Source organism: Nitrincola tibetensis (assembly GCF_003284585.1).
GTDB lineage: Bacteria > Pseudomonadota > Gammaproteobacteria > Pseudomonadales > Balneatricaceae > Nitrincola > Nitrincola tibetensis.
This window is the reverse complement of record NZ_QKRX01000001.1, coordinates 409,569-430,731: the sequence shown is the minus strand read 5'-3', so window position 1 is coordinate 430,731 and position 21,163 is coordinate 409,569. Positions and strand designations below refer to the sequence as shown.

Sequence of the window (21,163 nt, the reverse complement as noted above, 5' to 3'; positions counted from 1 at the left end):
CAGGATAAGTCTCACAGCGATACCCCGAGTCAAAAAGGATTTCGAAGCATTATGATGAATAGATCATAAGCTCTGCAATAGCAAAATACGTCACCTAAACGCCCCTAAACATACTGCCCTGCACAATAGCCACTCGACCAAGCCCATTGAAAATTATAGCCACCTAGCCACCCAGTCACATCGACGACCTCGCCGATAAAGTACAGTCCTGGTACCTGCTTAGCTTCAAAGGTTTTAGAGGACAACTCATCCGTTGACACGCCTCCGCGCGTGACTTCAGCCGTTTTGTAGCCTTCCGTTCCCGACGGCGTGATGCGCCAGTGATGAAAATAACGAACCAAGACCTCAATATCACTTTTGCTCAACTGAGCAATCGCTTTACTGGCAATAGAGGCTGCCAATTCAGGAAAATCCAACCAATGGCTCACCAACCGCTTTGGTAAGATACGACTTAATAGGGTTTTCAGCTCAGATTTTGCGCCCTCTCGTTGCCATTGAGTAATGAGGTTGGCCAGATCTTGATCGGGCAATAAATCGATTTCAACTTCATCGCCAAAAAACCAATAGTTGGTGATTTGCAAAACAGCAGGACCGCTCAGCCCCTTGTGGGTAAACAGCATAGCTTCTTTGAAGGTTTGCCCACGACAGCGAATACTCACCGGCAAGGCAACTCCAGCCAATGCTTGAGCTAAGGATAAGGCATCATTTTTTAATGTGAAGGGTACCAAGGACGCTTGGCGTTCAGTCACTCGCAAACCAAACTGTTGCGCCACCTCGTAGCCGAAACCTGTCGCCCCCAAGGTTGGAATGGATGGACCACCAGTGGCAATGACTAAGGACTCGCAGGCCATAGGGCCTAAGCTCGTTGAAAGTTCAAAGCCACCTTCAGTTTTTTCAATTTTGTGAATTTGACAGCGCGTTTCGATTGTCACGCCCGCTTGCTCACACTCAGCCAGCAGAATATTCAAAATATCCTTAGCGCGATTATTACAAAACAACTGACCAAGCGTTTTTTCATGGTATTCAAGCTGGTATTTGTTCACCAACTCTAAAAAATCCTGTTGTGTATAACGACGTAAAGCAGAGATACAAAAATGGGCATTTTCTGACAAGTAGTGTCGGGGCTCCACATTGTAATTGGTAAAATTACATCGCCCCCCTCCTGACATGAGGATTTTTTTACCGACCTTATTTGCATGATCTAAAATAGCTACCTGACGACCTCGCTGTCCAGCCGTCGCCGCACACATCAAACCTGCCGCACCGGCGCCTAAAACGATAGAATCAAAGTAACGCACTGGACTTGCCACCCAAAAGCATAAGTATACCACGCTCGATGAAGCCTCAAATATAGACATCAAACGAAGTCGTACTATTTAATCCAACATCTGTTAGCTAAAAATGCCATATAAGCTCACGTTTTAAAAAACAATTTTTGCACTCAATCAATTCAAAAATATTCGTTTTCCGCTACAATTCAAACCTACAAGGATGAGGAAACACTCGGACATAACCCTTCACACGGTATTTTGAAGTATGGCACTAACATTAAATTCACGTATTGGGAGCCTTGTGTCCTCATGTTGTTTCGTTTTTTTGATCGGTATTTTTTGCTGGATACCCAACGCCACTTCAGCCACTATCTCGCTGGATAGCGATTGGAGTTATCGCTGGGGAGACTCACCCTTTGATGAGCAAGGATCGCCTCTGTGGTCTCAAGAGCCCTTCGACTCACCTGAATGGCAAGCCATTGATTTCCCATCAAACCCACCCGAACGGAAAGGCCAAACCAATGTTTGGTACAAAACCTCACTCCCGCATGGACAATGGACAGATCCCGTTTTATATATTTACAGTGTGGATTTAATTGTTCAGGTTTATCTTGACGGACTAAAAATTTACGAGTTCGGCGAGTTTGATCAAGAGGGCCGAGGTGCATTTGCAGGCTGGCCTTGGCACAGCATCTCTTTACCTGAAGGGTTCGAAGGCAAGCCCATCTACTTCCGAATTTTTTCGGATTACAGTGATATTGGCTTATGGGGTGAAGTGAAGGTTATGGAGAAACCAGACTTAATCCTGTTTATTTTATCGAGCTCTTTAAAAGATCGCCTCATTTTTGCTTTTTGTGTGCTAATCGGCATTCTAGCGTTTATTTTTTCGCTCTTTCAATCACACAATCGAACATATTCGTACCTTACACTCTTCTCTTTAGCCTCTGCAGGAATGATTATAGGTGAAAGCCAAGCCACTCAACTGATCTATAATGCGCCGATGTTCTGGAGATACTTGGCGGCGATGTCATATTTTACGCTGCCCATCGCTATCTCTGGCCTTCTTTATTACTGGCTTGCAAACACCTCTCCCTTGTTCCGCATGCTCAGATGGATACGCAACACCCATATTGTTTTTTTAGTCCTCGCTTTAGTTTTATCCTTAACTGAAATCGTTCGACTTTCACATTTTTACCCCGCATTTGATGCGTTGTTTGTTGTAACACTGATCTCTATGTTGGTGCTGATTGTTCCACAACACACTAAACTCGATACCACGCAAACACTAATCGTATGTGCTTATGCGGTGTACTCTGCTTTTCTACTGATTGATATGGCCGTTGCTCATGGTTTTATCGCTTGGTGGCGTTTCCCCGTATCCGTGGGCGCCTTGCTTTTCTCCATGACACTGGTTGTCATCTCAATTTTGCACTTCAACCAAACCCAAAAAGCACTCGTGGAGTTAACGCTATCGCTAGAGCAAAAAGTCATTGAGCGTACCGAAAAAATTCAGCGCTACGCCCTTAGAGAAAAGGAGCGCGCCCGCCTGCTCGCTCTCGAAAACAAAAAAATGCGAGCACTTGAGCAGTTAGTCGAACAGCTGCATAAATGCACAGAACTACAAGAAGCCTTGCAACTCTTATTCAAACGCCTTCCAGCGTTGCTTAAGCCTTTACCCGCAACTGTTCGATTTAACTCTGTACGAGATCGTATGCTGCCGTCCGCCCTGACGCCCCAATCTATACTCAGCTTTTCGATCAAGGTTGATGATGCGACAGATAAAAGCTACGTGTGCGCCGTGATTGAAATTGAAGAAAGTCCCTTGGTTCATGATGATACTATCAATGCAATTTCGCTTTTTATTTCAAGAGCTGCGGATCGGCTGGGCATCACACTTTCCAGTATTAAGTTGCAAGAAGAGCTTCAGCAATTGTCCTATGAGGATGCACTCACAGGATTAAAAAACCGTCGTTTCTTTGACGAACTCCTTAAGCGAGAGTCGATGATTGCATTACGCCAAGGCACGCCTTTATCTGTGCTCATCTGTGATATTGACCACTTTAAACAGTTTAACGACCGTTTTGGACATGAAGCAGGCGACATGGCATTGAAGTCGCTCGCAGACTGTCTATTAACACACTTTAGAGAAACCGATATTTCATGCCGTTATGGTGGCGAGGAGTTTGTGGTTGTGATGCCTGCCGCATCAAGAGAAGATGCCGTACGACGAGCCAAGCAACTGATTCTAGACGTCGAAAAGACACCCATTGAATACCTGGGACAATCAATCGGTACGATTACGCTCTCTATCGGTATTGCCACTTGGCCAGAAACTGTGGACTCGCCCTCACAGCTTCTAAAGCAAGCCGATACTGCACTTTATCAAGCCAAGCAAAAGGGGCGAAACCGCGTGGAACATGAAATTTGTCTATAAGGTTAGTATTATATTTCACATTCACTTCTACGACTTTGTGGTAATATTGCCTGCTATTTTTCAGCCACAAGGTTAATTTTTTTGTGATTCAGTTTAAACACGTACACAAAGCCTATAAGGTCGGTGGGCGTGAGATTACCGCGCTGGAGCCTTGCGATCTACAGATCCCAGAGGGTCAAATCTTCGGTCTTATCGGTCACTCTGGAGCCGGTAAGAGTACTCTCTTACGCCTCATCAACCGCTTAGAAGAGCCAACGTCTGGAAGCATTATTGTTAAAGATCAAGATATCACGGCGTTAGATGCGGCGGCTTTGCGTCGCTTTCGACAAGGCGTGGGGATGATTTTTCAACATTTTAATTTGTTGTCCTCAAAAACAGTGGCCGATAACGTGGCCATGCCCTTGAAACTGGCGAATGAGTTGTCCAAGACACAAATTAAAGAGCGCGTGCATCAACTGCTTGAACGCGTCGGCTTAACCGATCATGCCCAAAAATACCCTGCGCAGCTGTCTGGTGGACAGAAGCAGCGGGTGGGTATCGCGCGAGCATTGTCGACCAGCCCCAGCATTCTTCTGTGCGATGAAGCAACCAGCGCACTTGATCCGCAAACAACGGGTCAAGTCTTGCAACTGTTAAACGAAATAAACAGAGAGCTAAACTTAACCATCGTGCTAATCACGCATGAAATGGATGTGATTCGTCGCATCTGTGATCAGGTTGCCGTCATGGATGCAGGCCGAATCGTTGAGCAAGGTACGGTCTCAGAGGTCTTTTTGCATCCTCAACATCCTACAACTCGACGCTTTGTCTATGAGGATGAACACCTTGATGAACAAGAACAACTCAAACGCTTTTCTCAAATCGCAGGCTGCATCATCAAGCTAACCTTTCAAGGTGAGTCTACCTACTCGCCTTTGCTTGGTGAAGTTGCCCGCCAGTGCGGCGTTGACTACAGCATTTTAAATGGACGTATCGATTACATTCGTGACACGCCTTATGGTCAATTAACCCTTTCTTTGATTGGTGGTAACACGGTAGCTGCACTAGATGCCTTCCGTGCAGCCGACGTGACTGTGGAGATCCTTCGCCCATGAACGCATTCTTTAATAACGTCGATTGGTATGACATCTGGTTAGCCACTCTCGACACCTTGATGATGCTCGGTGGCTCCATGCTATTCACCGTGCTTTTTGGCTTACCTCTAGGCGTCATTTTGTTTTTAACGGCTCCGAAGCAAATGTTTGAACAAAAAGCCCTGTATGGAATTCTCTCATTTTTCGTCAACGTGTTGCGATCCTTGCCTTTTATCATTCTGTTGATTGTCATGATTCCTTTGACCTTATTGATTACAGGCACGTCGCTTGGCGTCGCAGGGGCAATTCCGCCCTTAGTTGCTGGCGCGACCCCCTTCTTTGCGCGTTTGGTTGAAACCGCCCTGCGTGAAGTGGATAAAGGCATCATTGAAGCCACGCAAGCTATGGGAGCGAGCACTTGGCAGATTATTACCCAAGCGCTGCTTCCAGAGGCGAGACCCGGCATTATCGCAGCGTCAACCGTAACAGCCATTACACTGGTCTCCTATACCGCTATGGCAGGTGTCGTAGGGGCTGGAGGCTTGGGCGACTTAGCCATACGTTTTGGCTATCAGCGCTTTCAAACCGACGTCATGGTCGTGACCGTCGTCCTGTTACTGATTTTGGTACAACTATTACAGAGTCTAGGAGACCGCTTAGTCATTCACTTTTCACGTAAATGAAACCTGTCTTATTTATTTAGCCCCTTGGAGATATTGAATGAAAAAATTACTCGTGGCCTTAGCTGCCCTAACCGCCTTTTCAGCACAGGCAGCAAGCTTACAAGTCGCGGCAACGGCCGTTCCACATGCTGAAATTTTAGAGTTTGTGAAGCCTACCCTGGCTGAAAAAGGCATTGAACTGAACGTGCGTGTATTTACGGATTACGTTCAGCCCAATGTGCAGGTCTCGGAAAAGCGCCTTGATGCCAACTTTTTCCAGCATCAACCTTATCTGGACAACTTTAACAGCACGCGTGGGACTGATTTGGTCACTCTAGCCGGTATTCACGTTGAGCCATTTGGCGCTTACTCGGTTAAACACACCGATCTTGAGCAACTGCCTGAACGCGCTCAAGTTGCCATTCCCAATGACGCGACGAATGGTGGTCGTGCATTATTATTGTTACAAACGGCTGGCTTAATCACGCTAAACCCAGAAGCAGGCATCACTGCAGGTGTGCGTGACATTCAAGACAACCCTAAGCAGCTACGTATCCGTGAAATTGAAGCAGCTACACTTCCACGTGTTCTGAATCAAGTTGACCTCGCACTCATTAACACAAACTACGCTTTAGAAGCCGGTTTAAACCCAGCCGATGATGCTCTGTTTATTGAAGGCAGCGAATCACCTTACGTCAATATTTTGGTAACACATGCGGATAACCAAGACTCCGAATCCTTGAAAACCTTGGTAGAAGTACTTAAAACCGATGAAGTGAAAGCCTTTATTCTAGAAAAATACGAAGGTGCGGTCGTACCTGCGTTCTAAATAGATATAAAGAATCCTCTCAGGTGACTGTTGATATGCAGGATTTGAGAGGATTCTAAAAGAGATGCACTCACCCTTTTTATAAATTTGTTTTCATCTGATAAACACCCCACAGAGAGAGTTGCACTTACTACTTTAATTCAGCTAGACTCGAAAAGACTAATTGCCAATTGATTTTATTAAGAAATCCAGATAAGGCATTAGACACTAACGAATTATAATTAGAGTACTGATATGGTATTACACCTCAGTTTTAAGCAAAAGATGATCTTAATGATTGCGTTGACCTTAATTGGCTTTATTGGCCTCGCATTCGTCGCCGCTAATGCATTGCGACAAATGAATGGCACCACACATGTTGTGAACCAATTAACTGAACAGCAAAATCATCTTAATGCCCTTCAAATTGATTTACTACTAGCAGCCAATTCCCTTTCTCCTGGTGCCTCCCCCGACTTACTCACCACATTACCTAAAATGTATCTTCCTGTACTTCAGCCCGGCGGCGCTGCAGGATTAACTGACTCCAAGCTAGCAGAGGCTCTAACCCAGTGGGTAAACACAATGACAGAGTGGTTACGCCTACATTCAGAGCTCGGTATCGACCGCGAATCAGGCGCACGGGGGCAAGCACAATCTATCGTCATCAACCTCCGCGACCAGATATTTTCACTCTTTAGCAATGTATTTCAAACATTTAGCACACAACTAGATTCTCTTAACGACAATCCAACTCCCGACGCCTATAACGCAACGGAAGCTGCGCTAGCTGACTTCGAACAAAGCGTTGAAGAATACGAATTCGTCGACCTGTATGGGCCTACTTTAGAGTCTTTACGACAAGCGCTAGAAACTATCGGTCAACTCAACGCCAGTATTATGCAACATGACATCCAAGCTCGGATGCAACAAGAAGCTCTTTTGTCTCGAATCAAACAACAGGTTTCGGAACTCAACAATCGCTTGGCGACAGCCCGCACTGCAGCTTTAAAAGCCAGCGAACAAGCAGAGAGGCTAATCCTAACGGCCAGTATAGGCATTGCCTCCTTAGTAGTGATTCTACTTTGGCTTATGCAACGACGTGTTTCACTCACGCTGAATTCAACCGTCACAACACTAAACCATATTGCACAAGGTGACCTCAGCAAGCGCTTACAAGTCAGCTCTGGAAAGCAAGACGAGTTCGACCGAGTTGGCCATGCCGTCAACAGAGTCACACAGGATTTATCCAGCGCATTAATCGAAGTACAACGAGGCAGTGCTGAACTTCAGCAAGGCGCAACAGCTCTGCGCAGTACCTTGCATGATCTCGTAATCAGCAATGATGAAGCCAGTCGTCAAACAGAATCCGTGGCCGCCTCAGTACAAGAAATAGCCTCAACTGTACACCAAATGGCCGAAGAAACAGCACAGGCACACAGCCAAGCCAGTACGGCCAGCACAGCGGCTGAATCTGGTCGAGAGTCTGTGCAGCTAGCCATGTCGGCCATCGAATCCGTTCACGATATTTTTAACACCTTAAAACAAAATGCCAATGAACTTGAAAAAGCCTCCGAGCGCGTCGACTCGGTAACAGGACTCATAAATGGTTTAGCCGAACAAACCAACATGCTAGCGCTTAATGCGGCAATTGAAGCAGCTCGCGCTGGTGATGCTGGACGCGGTTTTTCTGTGGTGGCAGACGAAGTCCGAGGTTTAGCAGAAAAAACGGTAGCAGCCACCAGCAACATCAATAGTATCGTCAGTGATATGAAGCAACAGATGAACCGGCTACTAAACTCAATCTCTTCAGGCAGTGCACAGGTAATGCAAGGAAAGGCCATGAGTGAGCAAGCCTCCCACGAAATACATCAAATGAAAGCCTTGGTTGATGAAGTCGCTTCACGAAACCATATTCTGGCAACCAGTATTGAAGAAATTGCACAAACAACGGTCGTGATCAGCGATAGCATGTCTCAGGTCACCGCGTTGACCCAAATCAGTAACGATAAATTGCATACGGTAGAGGGCTTCTCCGAACAAGTCGCCATTCAATCAGAACAACAGAAAACGGTCACTCAACGTTTCCGCTGTACGTGATCTCTGATAGTGCTAAAAAAGTTGGGCCATTGCGGAATAGTCGACACTCAATATGGCCCCTCTCACTGACTATACGAAACAACCAAACTCACGGCCACAGCGAGTAAAATCATCCCCATACCTGCATCAAACACCCGCCAATGAGTAGGTGAACTGAGGTGTTTTTTCAGCAAAGGCGCGCAACCTGTCAAAATTGAAAACCAAACAAACGAAGCAAAACAAGCCCCCACAACAAACCATAGCTTGTCAGTCTGTTGCGCACCCACACTGCCAATCAAAACCAAGGTATCAAGGTATACGTGTGGATTCAAAAGGGTAATTGCCAACGCCGTGATGGCCATTTTCACTGCACTCGGCTGATTAATGACATCTGACACCTGAAGCCCCTCTCCCCCTTTAAATGCGCGCATTAAGGCTTTAAAAGCCAAACTCAGCAACAAAGCCACACCGAGCACGGTTAGAATCGGTACTAAAGGTGGAATCAATGACTGAATGTGTTGAATTGCATAGACGCCGATGATGATCAAAATCGAATCACAGAGTATACAAACACTGGCAATCACACTCCGATGGTAACCTCGCATCGCATTGCTTAACACCCAAGCATTTTGAGCACCTATGGCCACAATCAACCCTAAAGACACTACAAAACCTGTCGCAAATACCCACATCACAGCCTCCACTGGCTTCATTGAATGATTGGCAGAGACTAATTCATACGTTATCATTAATCTAACGAATAATTTTTATACATCATAAGTATTTCTAATGATTGATTATCGACTCCTACAAGCACTCGCTGCTGTGTTTGAACAAGGTGGTTTTGAAAAAGCCGCGCAAGCGTTGCATCTCACCCAATCGGCGGTGAGTCAACGGATCAAGCAACTTGAAAGCCAATTAGGGCAGCCACTTTTATTTAGAAGCACCCCACCTAAGCCCACCTTAATGGGGGAGCGTTTACTTAATCACCTGCAACAGGTTAAGCAGATGGAGGCAAGCTTAGGTTTAGCAATTGACCCAGAGGATTTGATTATTCGAATTACAGTCAATGCAGACTCTTTAGCCACTTGGCTGCCAGAGGCCCTAATCATTGAAGAATATCAAAACTTACGGTTTGATATTTCCGTCGAGGATCAAGCCGTTGGCTTACGCAGGATGAAACAGGGTGAAGTGATGGCCTGCTTATGCGACAGCGCCATCCCCGTAAATGGGGGGGCGTGCATTGCTCTTGGCACCATGCGTTACAGAGCTCTCGCCAGTCCTGATTTTATTGAGCGACTCAATCTTCAAGTGCTTGATACGCAGCGGCTTCTTTATGCGCCCTGTCTCGTTTACAGTCGAGATGATGCCCTTCAGCATCGATTCATGGCCGCAATGACGGGGGCAGAACCTAAGACCATTCACCTTCTTCCCTCCTCAGAGGGTTTCGTGAAAGCGGCTCTGGCGGGGCTGGGATTTGGCATGATGCCGGAGTTACAGGTCAAAGATCTGATTGATAACGGACAATTAGTTGACGTAGTACCAGGCTATGCGCAGGACATTTCCCTGTACTGGCACTTTTGGCAAGCCGAAAGCCCTGTGATGGCACAGGTTCGCCAGTCAGTGATAAAGGCCGCTCAACGCCACCTTTATAACGAGCTTTAGATGAATTAATCGCACTCAGCACATGATGGGAAGTAAAAAATTTCAGTTAGAAACACAGTTTTTGCAACTAATGTCATAAAAAAGCCATGAGTTTTAAACTAGCGCTATTGAAATGATCGCGCACGTATTAAAATTAGCCGTAATTCCACCCTTCTTTAAGGATTTTCCATGACTTTTTCGGCCAATCAGTCAACTTATGTTGTCGTTAGTAACTCTTCAGACAATCCCTTTGCGATAGACGTCGCCTACGCCATGGGGCAACGAGAAGACATTGCTGATTTGATCAGCATGAAGCAGTTCATGAACTCCGAGTTTTGCCCTCGCTTTATTTCTGATGAGACGGACTTTGACAACATCGGCCGCACCCTTAAAGGAAAGTCTGTCATCATCGTGAGTACAGGAAGTCATACTAAAAGTCGTCAAGAATTAGCCATGGCGAATTTAATTATCGCACGTGCTGCCAAAGAAAATGGCGCAGAACGTGTGATTCTAGTTGAGCCTGACTTGTTCTACAGTGCACAAGATCGTGGCCCACATCTCGATTTAGGCCAAACCCATTTTGAACGCGATATTAACGATGTAAAAAAATTCGACGGACAACCCTTCACCGCTAAACTCTATGCGCAACTGCTGAAGTTTTCTGGGGTCGACACGGTCATGACCATTCACAACCATTCTGAATCGGTGCAAAAGATCTTTTCCGACGTGTTTGAAGGTGATTTTCATAACCTCATCCCCTATCAAATCTACGCACATTACTTGCTGAACTCAAACATACTAAGCTATGGCGAAGACGGCGAAGGCCTCGTGCTTTGTGCACCCGATAAAGGCGCTCGTGATTTCGTGAAAGAAATGTTCAAAACACTTGGCTTAAGCAAAGCCAAATTCATCATGCTGGATAAAGAGCGCACCGCCGAACGCAAAGTTGATATCACTCTGCATAAAGAAAGCGAGCACACCTTTGACGGCTTAGATGGCTCCAGCATTGTTCTATTTGATGACATGGTGCGTACAGGGTCGACCGTGGTCAAATCCTGTCAATTTCTACAGCAGATCAATCCTCAACGTATGGTGTTTGCTGTATCGCATTTTTACGCCAGTGATGAAGGACGTGAGCGTATGGCGCATCCAGCCATTGGCGAAATCCTCACACTAAACACACTGCCTACGATTTTAAATCGTGACGAACAAGGCCGCTTACGTAAGAAAATGGTGGTTTTAAAAGTTGAAAAATGGCTGGCGCAAGAGCTTTGTAACCTTCTTAACCTACCGCAAACGCAAGAAGCCAACCCCTACAAAATTGATATGTCATCTAAAAACCCTCGCTTCAGACGCAAAATTTGGTTTAGCGAAGAGCTATCTGAACTAAAGTAAAGCGCAGGCCCAGCGCATTGCGTTGGGCCATTATTCGGCGTTAGATTTGCGTCATTTTCCGCTCAAAATCTGCTAGAATCTTTTTATTCATCTTCACTCGGTATCCAGCACTTTATGTCTTTTACTTCCCTTGGTCTGTCCGGCTTTTTCCAACGCGCACTCGATGAACTGGGTTATGAAACCCCTACCGCTGTTCAGAGTCAGGCGATACCTGCGGTGCTGGAAGGGCGCGATGTATTGGCAGCGGCAGAAACAGGTTCTGGGAAAACAGCAGCGTTTGTATTACCTCTGCTGGAAACGCTACTCAATCACCCGGGACTCAGAAGCAATCAAGTGGCAGCATTAGTGCTAGTGCCAACACGTGAGCTGGCAGTACAGGTTGAACAGGCGATTCAGGCGTACACTGCGTATTATCCACGGCGAGTTAAAACGCTAGCGGTGTATGGTGGAGTCTCGATCAACGTTCAGATGCAGGCCATGCGCGGCGGCTGTGATCTAATGGTGGCGACGCCCGGTCGCTTGTTGGATTTAATCGAAAAAAATGCCATCAATCTGAATCAAGTGCAGCATCTGGTGCTGGATGAAGCAGACCGTATGCTGGATTTAGGCTTTGCTGATGAGTTACAACAGGTCGTCAACCTTTTGCCGACACAGCGACAAAATCTGCTGTTTTCGGCCACCTTCCCGCAAGAGGTCGACGCCTTAATCGATCGACTGTTGTTCAATCCGGTTTGTATCGAGATTGAGCGACAAAACAAGTTACCAGACAGTCTAACTCAACGTCCAATTGAAGTGGATAGAGCACAGCGCACGACCCTTCTGCGTCATCTGTTAACTGAGCATCCGGGGGCGCAGTTTCTGGTGTTCGTTGCTAGCAAACGTACCGCTGAAAATGTGGCAGACAAGCTATACAAATACGACTTTAACGTCGAAACACTGCACGGTGACAAGGCACAAACAGAGCGCACCACCACCATAGCTGCATTCAAAGCAGGCAAGATTCGGGTGTTAATCGCGACCGATCTGGCCGCTCGGGGCCTTGATATCCCTCTGTTGCCTTACGTGGTGAATTACGACTTGCCTCGTTCTCCCGCAGACTACATCCACCGAATCGGCCGTACCGCGAGGGCGGGTGAAGTCGGTACAGCCTTTTCTTTTATCGATCCAGAGAGTGATGCTCACTTCAAGCTGATCGTGAAGCGTAACCAGCTTGACGTCACACTCGAACAGATTAAAGGCTTTGAGCGCACGACGACTCCAACGCTCGAATCCCCCAAAACCACCCAAGGCCAACCGCCCATTAAAGGGAAGAGAAAGAGTAAAAAAGACAAACTGCGCGAAGCGGCTGCCCGGGAACAATAGCCCCAGGAAGCCGTATGAACGCTACCGCTTTGTTACTGAAACTTGGAGCCAGCCGCGGCTGTAAACGCGATTTCGACCAAATAATCTGGATCCGCCAACTCCGCTTTCACACAGGCGCGACTTGGCGCCGTGCCTTCTGGGAACCATGCATCCCAAACTTCATTAAGCGCTGACACATTCGCAAAATCAGTAATGTAAATGGTGGCGGACAGAATCCGGCCTTTGTCACTATCAATCTTTGCTAGCGCGGCTTCAGCCTGTTCCAATATCTGAGCGACCTGGCCTTCAATGTTGGCACTTAGGTCCGACTCTGGCACCTCCACAAAATAAGCGACGCCATTAAAAACCGTTATATCCGACCAGCGCTTGCAGGGATTGATACGATGAATCGTCATGAATAAACCTCAAATCAAATAAAAAACTAGCGATAATAATAGCAGATTTACCCTTGGTCGGGCAGACGATCGCTGGCGGCTACTTTGCTATCTGATCAAGACCCTTTTGCCACAGATCGTTGGTCAAAGCCAAGGTTTTGCTCTACCAACTCCACACAATGCTCAAGCAGTGCCTGAATCTCCGCATCCATCGGCCAGCCTGTATTAAGGCGCATATAATTTTGATACAAATCCAGCGTGGTAAAAGCAGGTCCAATTCTCAGATCCAACCTCTGCTCTACGGCTTGCTGCCAAAGCGCTTTGCTGTCCAGCCCGGGTATCTGCAACCACAGCACCATACCACCAGTCGGGTTACTGATAGCCGTGCCTGCAGGCAACTTCCGCATCAAAAACGTCCGATAATCCCTAAGATTCTGTTGCAACTGTACGCGCACCCGATTTAGATGGCTTTGATACTGACCTGTGCTAATAAAATCAGCCAGCCCCGCTTGCACGGGTGTACTGACGCCAAAGTGACTGACACCCTGCCTGCGTTCATACGCACTGAAAAAACGTCCAGGCAAACACCAGCCCAACCGCAATCCAGCGCTCAGTGTTTTAGAAACAGAACTGCACCAGAGTAGAAAACCACCTTTATCCCAGTACTTGGCGGGCAGCGGCAGCGTTTTACTCTGCCCCAGCTCGATATAGATATCATCTTCAATCACTGGAACTTGATACTGATTCGCCAATTCAGCTAATCGCTGCTTTTGACCCGCCGACATGCAAATTCCCTGAGGATTCATATGAGACGTACTAAACAAACCTGCCTTGATCTTTGCATCTTTCAGCAGCTGTTCAAATTGATCTAAGTCGACACCTTCGTCTGTTGAAGGGATCTCCACCGCTTTTCGGTTTAATACCGCCAATAACTCTAGAAGGCCACTGAAGCAAGGTGAATTAACTGCAATCGCATCACCGGGGCCAGATACAGTTTCCAGAGCTATACGCACGGCATCGATACAGCCCCCAGTTATCACCAAATCCTGACCTTTAAAAGGAAAACCGCAGCCTGAAAAATGCTGCTCCAGTGCTTGTCGTAAAGCCGGTTCCCCCTGTCGGTCAGGGTAAGCATGCAGTTGCTGATTAAGGCGCTTCAGCCCCCGTTTCATGCTTCGCTGCAACTGTTCTGTAGGCATCAACTCCGGAGCCAGCTGAGAAATCCCTAAGGGCCCAGGTTCATGTAAACCAGGCCGATAATTAATTGCAGACTCACGAAAGGAGATACTTTTCAGCTGACTACGGAACTGCGGCAAATCCGGTGTCTGGGTTGTTAACAGTGACCTAGAGACATAAAAACCGGATTGAGGCCTAGCAATAATCCAACCGAGTTCTTCTAGATGATGATAGGTATTGATGGCTGTTGTCATACTGACATCAAACTGTTGCGCTAGCCTACGTAGAGAGGGCATGCGACTTCCCTGAGTAAGCCTTTCACTGCAAATGTCATCAATAATCTGTTCTGCAATGCCCTGATATCGCATACAACTACTCCGTTGCACAACTTTTTAGAGTTAAGAATAATCTGCCTTAAACAAACTGTATACTTTTTATTTTTAAAAATTGCATCTGTTATCTTTCCACCCCAACATCGATACTTACTTCTCAGTAAACGAATAGAAAAGGAAAGAACGCCATGCGTCTGAACGACCTACTGTTGGGCCTAGCCATTATGTGCTTGTGGGGATTTAATTTTTCAGTCATTAAACTCGGCGCGGATCAAATTAATCCGATTCTGCTAACGACCCTGCGCTTTACCTTTGCGGTACTGCCCGTGATTTTTTTCATTAAACGCCCTCGAGTGAAGTTACGTTACCTAATCGGTTACGGAGTCACCTTTGGTGTCGGGGTCTGGGGAATGATGACGTCAGCGATTTCGCTGGGGGTATCTGCAGGAATGGCCGGTGTTTTGATGGACTTAAGCTTGATCTCTAGCCTGCTAATCGGTTGGTTAGTTCTGAAAGAGAAAATCACACCTCGCCAAAGTGTCGGCGCTTTGCTGATTTTAATCGGAGCATTGGTGAGCCTAAGCCTTCAGGATGGCTCTGTCCCCTTAGCCGGTTTACTATTGGTATTGATTGGAGCGCTAAGCTGGAGCATCATCGGCCTGATCGTCAAAATGGCAAACACTCAACAGGTATTTGCCTTTAGTGTCTGGGGAATGTTGTTTGCCCCTATCCCACTTGCCACTCTTGCGCTGATCTCATACGGGCCGGAGGTCTTTATTGCCCTGCCAGAACAGATGAATACGAGTGTTTGGTTTTCAATACTGTTTCAAGCCTATCCGACTACTTTACTGGGCTACTGGTTGTGGAATCGACTCATCACTCAATACCCTTTGTCTACTGTAGCACCGCTGACCATGCTGACACCGGTATTTGGCCTGATCGGCAGCGCACTGTTTCACGGTGAAGTGATCAGTCATGCCAAGTTACTGGCTTGCAGTTTGATATTGGTGGGCTTTTTGATCGGTCAATGGCAGCAGAGCTGGTTTAAACGCCAGACGAAGTCCGTAACGTAACAGGCTTCGTCTGAGAGTCACGATTGCAGCCGACCACTCTAAGCGGAATGTTTAGCATAGAGAATGCAGGTGATAGCTGGTCTAGTTTGCAAAAGGCTGTTGACCGAATAGTGGCAATTACTAACGCAGATCCTGATAAAAAGCGTATAGATAGAATTGTAACTCGGTGGGTAAAACGACACCTGAAGTGGTTAAAAGCAGATATCAACATGGATGCGTTAAACAGCTTGGTAGAGGATAAAGACATGTTAGCCGAGAACCTAGAAAATCTTGTTAAAAAAGAACGCCTTGATGTGCGTTTGGAAGGGCGACTAGAAGGAAGACTAGAGCATATGCGCGAAACCGCTCGAAATCTGATTACAATGAATCTACTCACCATCAAAACTCAAGACACAGACCATACCCCACCGGAGTCGCAAAGGCCTCTTCAAGGGGGATCTGTTTCACAAAATGCAGGGCAGCACGAATAACACCAGCATGGGTGACGACGATGGCTTCACTTGGAAGTTCATCTAACAGGGTTTGAACTCTGACTAAAAATGCAGGGATCGACTCCCCTTCTGGAAAGGAGTAAGCATAAGGCTGTTCGGCCCAAGCATCGAGTTCAGCTCGACTGATTTTATTCCATTCGATGCCCTCCCACTGACCAAAATGAATTTCTCGCAGCGCATCAAGGCAATGAATAGATTGCTTACCTTCGGCCAGGGCTTCAGCCAATAAACGGCATCGCTGCAAAGAGCTGGTGTAAATAGGCAGATGTATTGGCAAGTTGGGCAGTTCGGCAAGGGTCTCTTGTACGGGAACGGCCAAGGGCACATCGAGCCAGCCGTAACACAGGTGGCTCGATAACAAGGGTCGATCATGCCTTATCCAGTAACGCATACTCAGTGACCAATCAGCATTAAGAGTAAAAACACCAGCTCAGAAATAATGACACTGGCGCCAAGGGTATCACCTGTATAACCCCCTAAGTTCCGATGCAGACTGTATCCCCAACACAGCAGGGTAATCGCAATGGCAAAGAGAGTTATCCAAAACACTTGGGCGATGAGCGCCACAAGCAATACGCCGAGGATGGCGAGGGCCAACCGCCCTAGACTCATAGAATCAGCAACAGGCTTGGTTTTGCTTTGCTCAGATGCTGTGACATAGGGCATAAAGTGCATTAAAAACAGAGGCGTTAAGCGAGCAATGGCAGGCGCCATTAACAGTGCTATCGCTAAGTTGTCTAGCTCAACCCAAGTCGCCCACTTTAACGCCAGCACACAAAACAGGGCAACGGAGCCATAGGTGCCTATACGACTGTCCTTCATAATTTCTAGGCGCTTCTCGCGGGTGTAGCCACCACCAAACGCATCGAGGCTGTCGGCCAAACCATCTTCATGAAAGGCACCCGTTATCCATAAATGCAACACCAGCAACAGCAGTAAAGTGACCGTGAGAGGCAACAGACTGATCAGCACACTGAACGCAAGCAGATTCAACGCACCAAGTAAAAACCCCACCAGAGGAAAATACAGACTCGATGAGTTCATCAAACCTTGCGAGTAGTCAATTTTCACCCAGACCGGAATGCGTGTCAGGAAACTTACAGCCAACCAAAAGGCTTGCCACTCTTGGCGAATCAGGCTTCTCTTGTAGAGAGTGCTCATGCGGACTGGCTAACCCCTGCATCGTCAAAGGATGCCATTTCGTTAAAAAAGGCAGTGGCTAAACGGATGAGAGGAATCGCTGCAATGGCACCTGTACCCTCCCCTAAGCGCATATCAAGCGCTAGCAACGGCGTGATTTCCAGCTGTGAAAGAATACGCTGATGCCCTTGCTCATGACTTTGATGAGCAAAGACCGTGTAGTCGAGAATCGTCGGGCATAGCTGGTAGGCCACCATCCACGCGCTGGTGGCAATAAAACCATCGACCACGAGCAATTTTTTAAGGGCAGCACCGCGTAAAAAAGCCCCTGTCATCATTGCAATTTCCAATCCACCCACCGATTGCAAAACGTCTAAAGGCGCTTGTTGGTGGGTCTGATGACGCTCAAGTGCCGCTTGAATCACCTGTGCTTTATGCACTTGCATCTCGGGGCTTGCCCCAGTTCCCGCCCCAACAATGTCTTGTGCCGGAATGTCGAGTAGCGCGGCCAGTAGTGCTGCGGCAGTGGTGGTATTGCCGATGCCCATTTCACCCAGACTTAACACCTGCGCATCGGCTGCCCAAAAATCGACCATCTCAGCCCCTTTTTGCAGACATTGTGCCACTTCGTCAGCCGACATAGCCGACTCTTGCGCAAAGTTACGTGTGCCCGGTGCAACCGGACACGACACCAAATCAGGATGCTCAGGCAAAGGCGTTTTAACTCCGGCATTAATCACTTTAAGACCGACTTTATTGTGGCGACAAAAGACATTAATGGCCGCGCCACCTTGCAGGAAATTCAGCACCATTTGTGCCGTCACTTCCTGTGGAAAAGGACTCACCCCCTCTTCACACACACCATGATCCGCGGCAAACACCAAGTGCATGGCCGAATCAGTGCAAGGTGACAGAGTCTGTTGAATACGCGCAACCTGAGCCGCTAACGTTTCTAAACGACCCAGTGATCCTTGGGGTTTGGTTTTCATGTCGATTTTGTGTTGGATCTCAGCATCCAACTCATTTGAAAGCAGCGGGAGTTTGAACCTTCCCTTCTCAACAATCTGACTCACCTTGGCTCCTTTAAACGCCGATTCAATGCATTAAAGCGCGAAGATTACCACAGCCAAATAGAAAACCGCGAACAGGCTTTAATGAAAGCTGCACTTGGAAGCCCTGTTTTTGCTATGATGGCCGACTTCATTAACCCTTGTTCACAACCGATGGTAATGGCGCTTTCATGCTGCTTCCAAGTTTAAGTTTAGGTTTACTCTGCGTCATTTTGATGGCTATTCTCTTGGATCTGGTGTTGGGCGATCCCAAAAGTCTTCCGCATCCGGTGCAAATTATGGGCTCGTTAATAAGCCGACTCGATACAGGTTGGAACCGTGGCAGCCCCCGAACTCAACGTATCCATGGCTTTTTATTAACCGCTACAGTTGTGATGAGCACCTTTGCAATCACCTATGGATGCTTAGCGCTCGCGTATTCCCTTCATACTGTATTAGGCCTTTTGCTTGAAATCCTGCTGCTGTCGTCTTGCCTTGCCATCAAAGGATTAAAGGATGCGGCACTCGCCGTTGCTCGGCCGCTGAGCCAAGGCGACTTCACCCTAGCACGTACCTATTTATCCCATGTTGTAGGACGCGACACTCACACATTGGATGAAGCCGAAATCACTCGTGGCACGGTGGAGACCTTGGCCGAAAATACCGTCGACGGCATCACCGCTCCCCTGTTCTGGGCCTTTTTAGGCGGCGCGCCCCTGGCAATGAGTTATAAAGCCATTAACACCCTAGACTCGATGGTCGGCTATAAAAACGAACGCTATGCCGACTTTGGCTATGCCTCAGCAAAGCTGGATGATTTAGCCAATTGGATACCTGCTCGTTTGACAGCCGCTTGTTTTTGGATCGCGGCCATCGTGCTGCAAGGCGTTCGCACAACGGATGCGCTGCGACACACATGGCAGCAAGCCCCTCTGCATCCAAGCCCTAATTCAGGATGGCCAGAAGCCATGGTGGCTAATTTACTGGGCGTGCAACTTGGTGGGACCAATTATTATCAAGGCATCGCCTCTCACCGAGCCATTCTTGGCGCAAACAACCAGCCACTGCAAACCGTGCATATAGGACAGAGCATTCGCCTGATGCATGGCGCTTGGATCGTTTTTACCCTGCTTTTTGCCTTAATCAGCTTGCTGGGATGGGTTCTGCAATGAATCATTCAAGCACAGCACCCTGGCCTTCTCATGGTGGTCAGTCAGAATCAATTCTGGCCTATTATGGCTTCCCCAAAGAGCATAAGGTTATTGATTTTAGTACCAACCTCAACCCGTTGGGGCCACCGGCGTGGTTAAGTCGGTTTATTCACTCGCAATTGGACGCCCTAGCCTTATATCCAGATCCCAATTATACAGATGCCATCAATGCCATCGCGCAGGCAGAAGGCGTGCAACCTGAGCAAGTATGCTTAACCAATGGCGGCAGTGAGGCCATCTTTTTGTCAGCCTCGTTATTTGCGGGCAAGCGCAGTTTGATTTTGGAGCCAACCTTTGCTGAATACCGTCGAGCCTGCGATCACTACGGCCTAACATCCAGTATCAAACAACTTTCAACGCCCGATTTCCACTTGCCTAAGCAGGCTATTTTTGCCGAAATGGCGGCGCAGGATGTGGTGTTTATCGCCCGACCCAATAACCCAACGGGCATCCTTATTGGCATGGAGGAAATGGAAGAATGGATCGATCAGGCAAAAAAAACCAACTGTACACTGATCGTTGATGAGGCATTTATCGACTTTGCCCCTCATGAACAAAATCAGTTGCCGCGCTATCTTGATGAAAACACACCCTTGATTTTGTTACGCTCCTTAACAAAGATGTTCACCTTACCGGGGCTCAGAATCGGCTATATTCTGGCCAACCCCGAATGCATCGCACAGCTTAAAAAACGACAAATTCCGTGGAGTGTGAATACCTTTGCCGCCAACATCGTTCCCCATCTGCTGCACGACAGTGAGTTTTTAGCCGCTACCCACGATTGGTTAACACAAGAGCACGCCTGGCTGTTACCGCAACTGCGTGAGTTACACTATTCTATTCCCCCAACCCAAGCCAATTTTTTTCTATTGCAGCCTCCATCAGCCGAACGCGACTCAAATGCCTTGCTGCCTTTCCTACTGCAACGCGGTTTACTCGCTCGTCACACTCACAACTTTGCAGGGTTAAATGGCTCAGCACTGCGTTTTGCGATACGTTCACGTACAGACAATGCACAGCTGTTAAATGCCTTACGCGAATGGAGTGGTTCATCATGATGACCTTTATCTCAGGCGGGGTGCGCTCGGGAAAAAGTCGATTTGCCGAACAGCTTGCCGAGCAGGATGCTCAAGCACGTGGCGGTCCGCTTTTTTATTTAGCAACGGCAGCCACGCCTCAAGAGCCTGAAATGCAGGCACGCATTCGTTGGCATCAACAGGATAGGGGAACTGCTTGGATCACACTGGAAGAGCCCGTTGCGTTAAACGCTATTTTGCCTCGCTTGCAACCCAACAGCACCCTGTTACTGGATTGCCTGACCCTTTGGAGCAGCCAAGTGATGTTTGCCAGCGATCTAAGCCTTGAGGAAGCCATCAAGCAATTGAGCGCATTTATCCAAGCCCTAGCAGACCAACACATTCACTTGATCGTCGTCTCCAATGATATTAATGAGTGCCTGCCACCAACCGAGTGCAAACTGCTCAACTATGTGAATTTTCTACAATCCCTGCATCAATGCCTCACCGCTCAGGCGGATCAGGCCATACAGATGCTTAGCGGATGTGCGTATTATTGGAAAGGAGGTTAAT

General features: G+C 47.6%; 19 protein-coding genes. 12 read left to right on the top strand and 7 right to left on the bottom strand.

All coding sequences use genetic code 11. The annotated features are described in order from the left end of the window. Positions 1-104: 104 nt before the first annotated feature. The gene (locus tag DN062_RS02040; RefSeq protein ID WP_239995658.1) at positions 105-1,298 is read right to left on the bottom strand and encodes a BaiN/RdsA family NAD(P)/FAD-dependent oxidoreductase; all 1,194 of its coding nucleotides are present in this window, start codon (positions 1,296-1,298) and stop codon (positions 105-107) included. Positions 1,299-1,572: 274 nt separating this feature from the next. On the opposite strand from DN062_RS02040, the gene DN062_RS02035 reads away from it, so the two are divergent. From DN062_RS02035 to DN062_RS02015, 5 genes are all read left to right on the top strand, one after another. After that, positions 1,573-3,705, top strand: a complete 2,133-nt coding sequence (locus DN062_RS02035) for a GGDEF domain-containing protein (RefSeq protein WP_162301234.1) — start codon at positions 1,573-1,575, stop codon at positions 3,703-3,705. Positions 3,706-3,788: 83 nt separating this feature from the next. Next, positions 3,789-4,799, top strand: coding sequence for a methionine ABC transporter ATP-binding protein (locus DN062_RS02030; RefSeq protein WP_112157038.1), 1,011 nt, complete (start codon positions 3,789-3,791; stop codon positions 4,797-4,799). Beyond that, positions 4,796-5,461 carry a methionine ABC transporter permease gene (locus DN062_RS02025; protein WP_112157036.1) on the top strand — a complete coding sequence of 222 codons (666 nt, stop codon included), beginning with the start codon at positions 4,796-4,798 and terminating at the stop codon, positions 5,459-5,461. Before DN062_RS02030 ends, DN062_RS02025 begins: the two co-directional genes overlap by 4 nt. Before the next feature lie 37 nt (positions 5,462-5,498). Beyond that, complete coding sequence (locus DN062_RS02020; RefSeq protein ID WP_112157034.1) at positions 5,499-6,269, top strand: MetQ/NlpA family ABC transporter substrate-binding protein; 771 nt, start codon at positions 5,499-5,501, stop codon at positions 6,267-6,269. 273 nt (positions 6,270-6,542) lie between these two features. Then, positions 6,543-8,348: a methyl-accepting chemotaxis protein gene (locus DN062_RS02015; RefSeq protein ID WP_162301233.1), complete on the top strand. Its 1,806-nt coding sequence runs from the start codon at positions 6,543-6,545 to the stop codon at positions 8,346-8,348. Positions 8,349-8,410: 62 nt separating this feature from the next. On the opposite strand, the gene DN062_RS02010 is transcribed toward DN062_RS02015, so the two are convergent. Then, on the bottom strand, positions 8,411-9,076 hold the full coding sequence (locus DN062_RS02010; RefSeq protein WP_205126624.1) for a LysE/ArgO family amino acid transporter: 666 nt from the start codon (positions 9,074-9,076) through the stop codon (positions 8,411-8,413). Between the two features lie 40 nt (positions 9,077-9,116). Between DN062_RS02010 and DN062_RS02005 the strand changes: the two genes are divergently transcribed. The 3 genes from DN062_RS02005 to DN062_RS01995 all read left to right on the top strand — a co-directional run bounded on the left by DN062_RS02005 (position 9,117) and on the right by DN062_RS01995 (position 12,728). Then, a complete protein-coding gene (locus tag DN062_RS02005) occupies positions 9,117-9,992 on the top strand; it encodes a LysR family transcriptional regulator ArgP (protein ID WP_112157028.1) in 876 nt (291 codons plus the stop codon). 168 nt (positions 9,993-10,160) lie between these two features. Then, positions 10,161-11,366, top strand: a complete 1,206-nt coding sequence (locus tag DN062_RS02000) for a phosphoribosyltransferase family protein (protein ID WP_112157027.1) — start codon at positions 10,161-10,163, stop codon at positions 11,364-11,366. Positions 11,367-11,480: 114 nt separating this feature from the next. Beyond that, positions 11,481-12,728, top strand: a complete 1,248-nt coding sequence (locus DN062_RS01995; RefSeq protein WP_112157025.1) for a DEAD/DEAH box helicase — start codon at positions 11,481-11,483, stop codon at positions 12,726-12,728. 32 nt (positions 12,729-12,760) lie between these two features. On the opposite strand, the gene DN062_RS01990 is transcribed toward DN062_RS01995, so the two are convergent. Together DN062_RS01990 and DN062_RS01985 are read right to left on the bottom strand one after the other, a co-directional pair. After that, the gene (locus DN062_RS01990) at positions 12,761-13,123 is read right to left on the bottom strand and encodes a RidA family protein (RefSeq protein ID WP_112157024.1); all 363 of its coding nucleotides are present in this window, start codon (positions 13,121-13,123) and stop codon (positions 12,761-12,763) included. A gap of 95 nt (positions 13,124-13,218) precedes the next feature. Beyond that, entirely contained in the window at positions 13,219-14,646 is a 1,428-nt protein-coding gene (locus tag DN062_RS01985) for an aminotransferase-like domain-containing protein (protein WP_112157022.1), read from the bottom strand. 152 nt (positions 14,647-14,798) lie between these two features. Between DN062_RS01985 and DN062_RS01980 the strand changes: the two genes are divergently transcribed. Continuing rightward, positions 14,799-15,683 (top strand): EamA family transporter, encoded by an 885-nt coding sequence (locus DN062_RS01980; RefSeq protein WP_112157021.1) that lies wholly within the window; start codon positions 14,799-14,801, stop codon positions 15,681-15,683. A 378-nt stretch (positions 15,684-16,061) separates the two neighbouring features. Here DN062_RS01980 and DN062_RS01970 read toward each other — a convergent pair whose 3' ends face one another. Genes DN062_RS01970 through cobT form a run of 3 tightly spaced genes read right to left on the bottom strand, consistent with a single transcriptional unit; the run spans position 16,062 to position 18,387 of the window. Further along, the gene (locus DN062_RS01970) at positions 16,062-16,565 is read right to left on the bottom strand and encodes a histidine phosphatase family protein (protein WP_112157019.1); all 504 of its coding nucleotides are present in this window, start codon (positions 16,563-16,565) and stop codon (positions 16,062-16,064) included. Positions 16,566-16,567: 2 nt separating this feature from the next. Beyond that, positions 16,568-17,335, bottom strand: a complete 768-nt coding sequence (cobS, locus tag DN062_RS01965) for an adenosylcobinamide-GDP ribazoletransferase (RefSeq protein ID WP_112157017.1) — start codon at positions 17,333-17,335, stop codon at positions 16,568-16,570. Then, a complete protein-coding gene (gene cobT, locus DN062_RS01960; protein WP_239995657.1) occupies positions 17,332-18,387 on the bottom strand; it encodes a nicotinate-nucleotide--dimethylbenzimidazole phosphoribosyltransferase in 1,056 nt (351 codons plus the stop codon). Before cobT ends, cobS begins: the two co-directional genes overlap by 4 nt. A 167-nt stretch (positions 18,388-18,554) precedes the next feature. Here cobT and cbiB point away from each other — a divergent pair, with 167 nt between their 5' ends. Genes cbiB through DN062_RS01945 form a run of 3 tightly spaced genes read left to right on the top strand, consistent with a single transcriptional unit; the run spans position 18,555 to position 21,162 of the window. Further along, positions 18,555-19,535 (top strand): adenosylcobinamide-phosphate synthase CbiB, encoded by a 981-nt coding sequence (cbiB, locus tag DN062_RS01955; RefSeq protein ID WP_112157015.1) that lies wholly within the window; start codon positions 18,555-18,557, stop codon positions 19,533-19,535. Next, the gene (gene cobD, locus DN062_RS01950; protein WP_162301232.1) at positions 19,532-20,632 is read left to right on the top strand and encodes a threonine-phosphate decarboxylase CobD; all 1,101 of its coding nucleotides are present in this window, start codon (positions 19,532-19,534) and stop codon (positions 20,630-20,632) included. Before cbiB ends, cobD begins: the two co-directional genes overlap by 4 nt. Then, on the top strand, positions 20,629-21,162 hold the full coding sequence (locus tag DN062_RS01945) for a bifunctional adenosylcobinamide kinase/adenosylcobinamide-phosphate guanylyltransferase (protein ID WP_162301231.1): 534 nt from the start codon (positions 20,629-20,631) through the stop codon (positions 21,160-21,162). Before cobD ends, DN062_RS01945 begins: the two co-directional genes overlap by 4 nt. The last annotated feature ends 1 nt before the right edge of the window (position 21,163 follow it).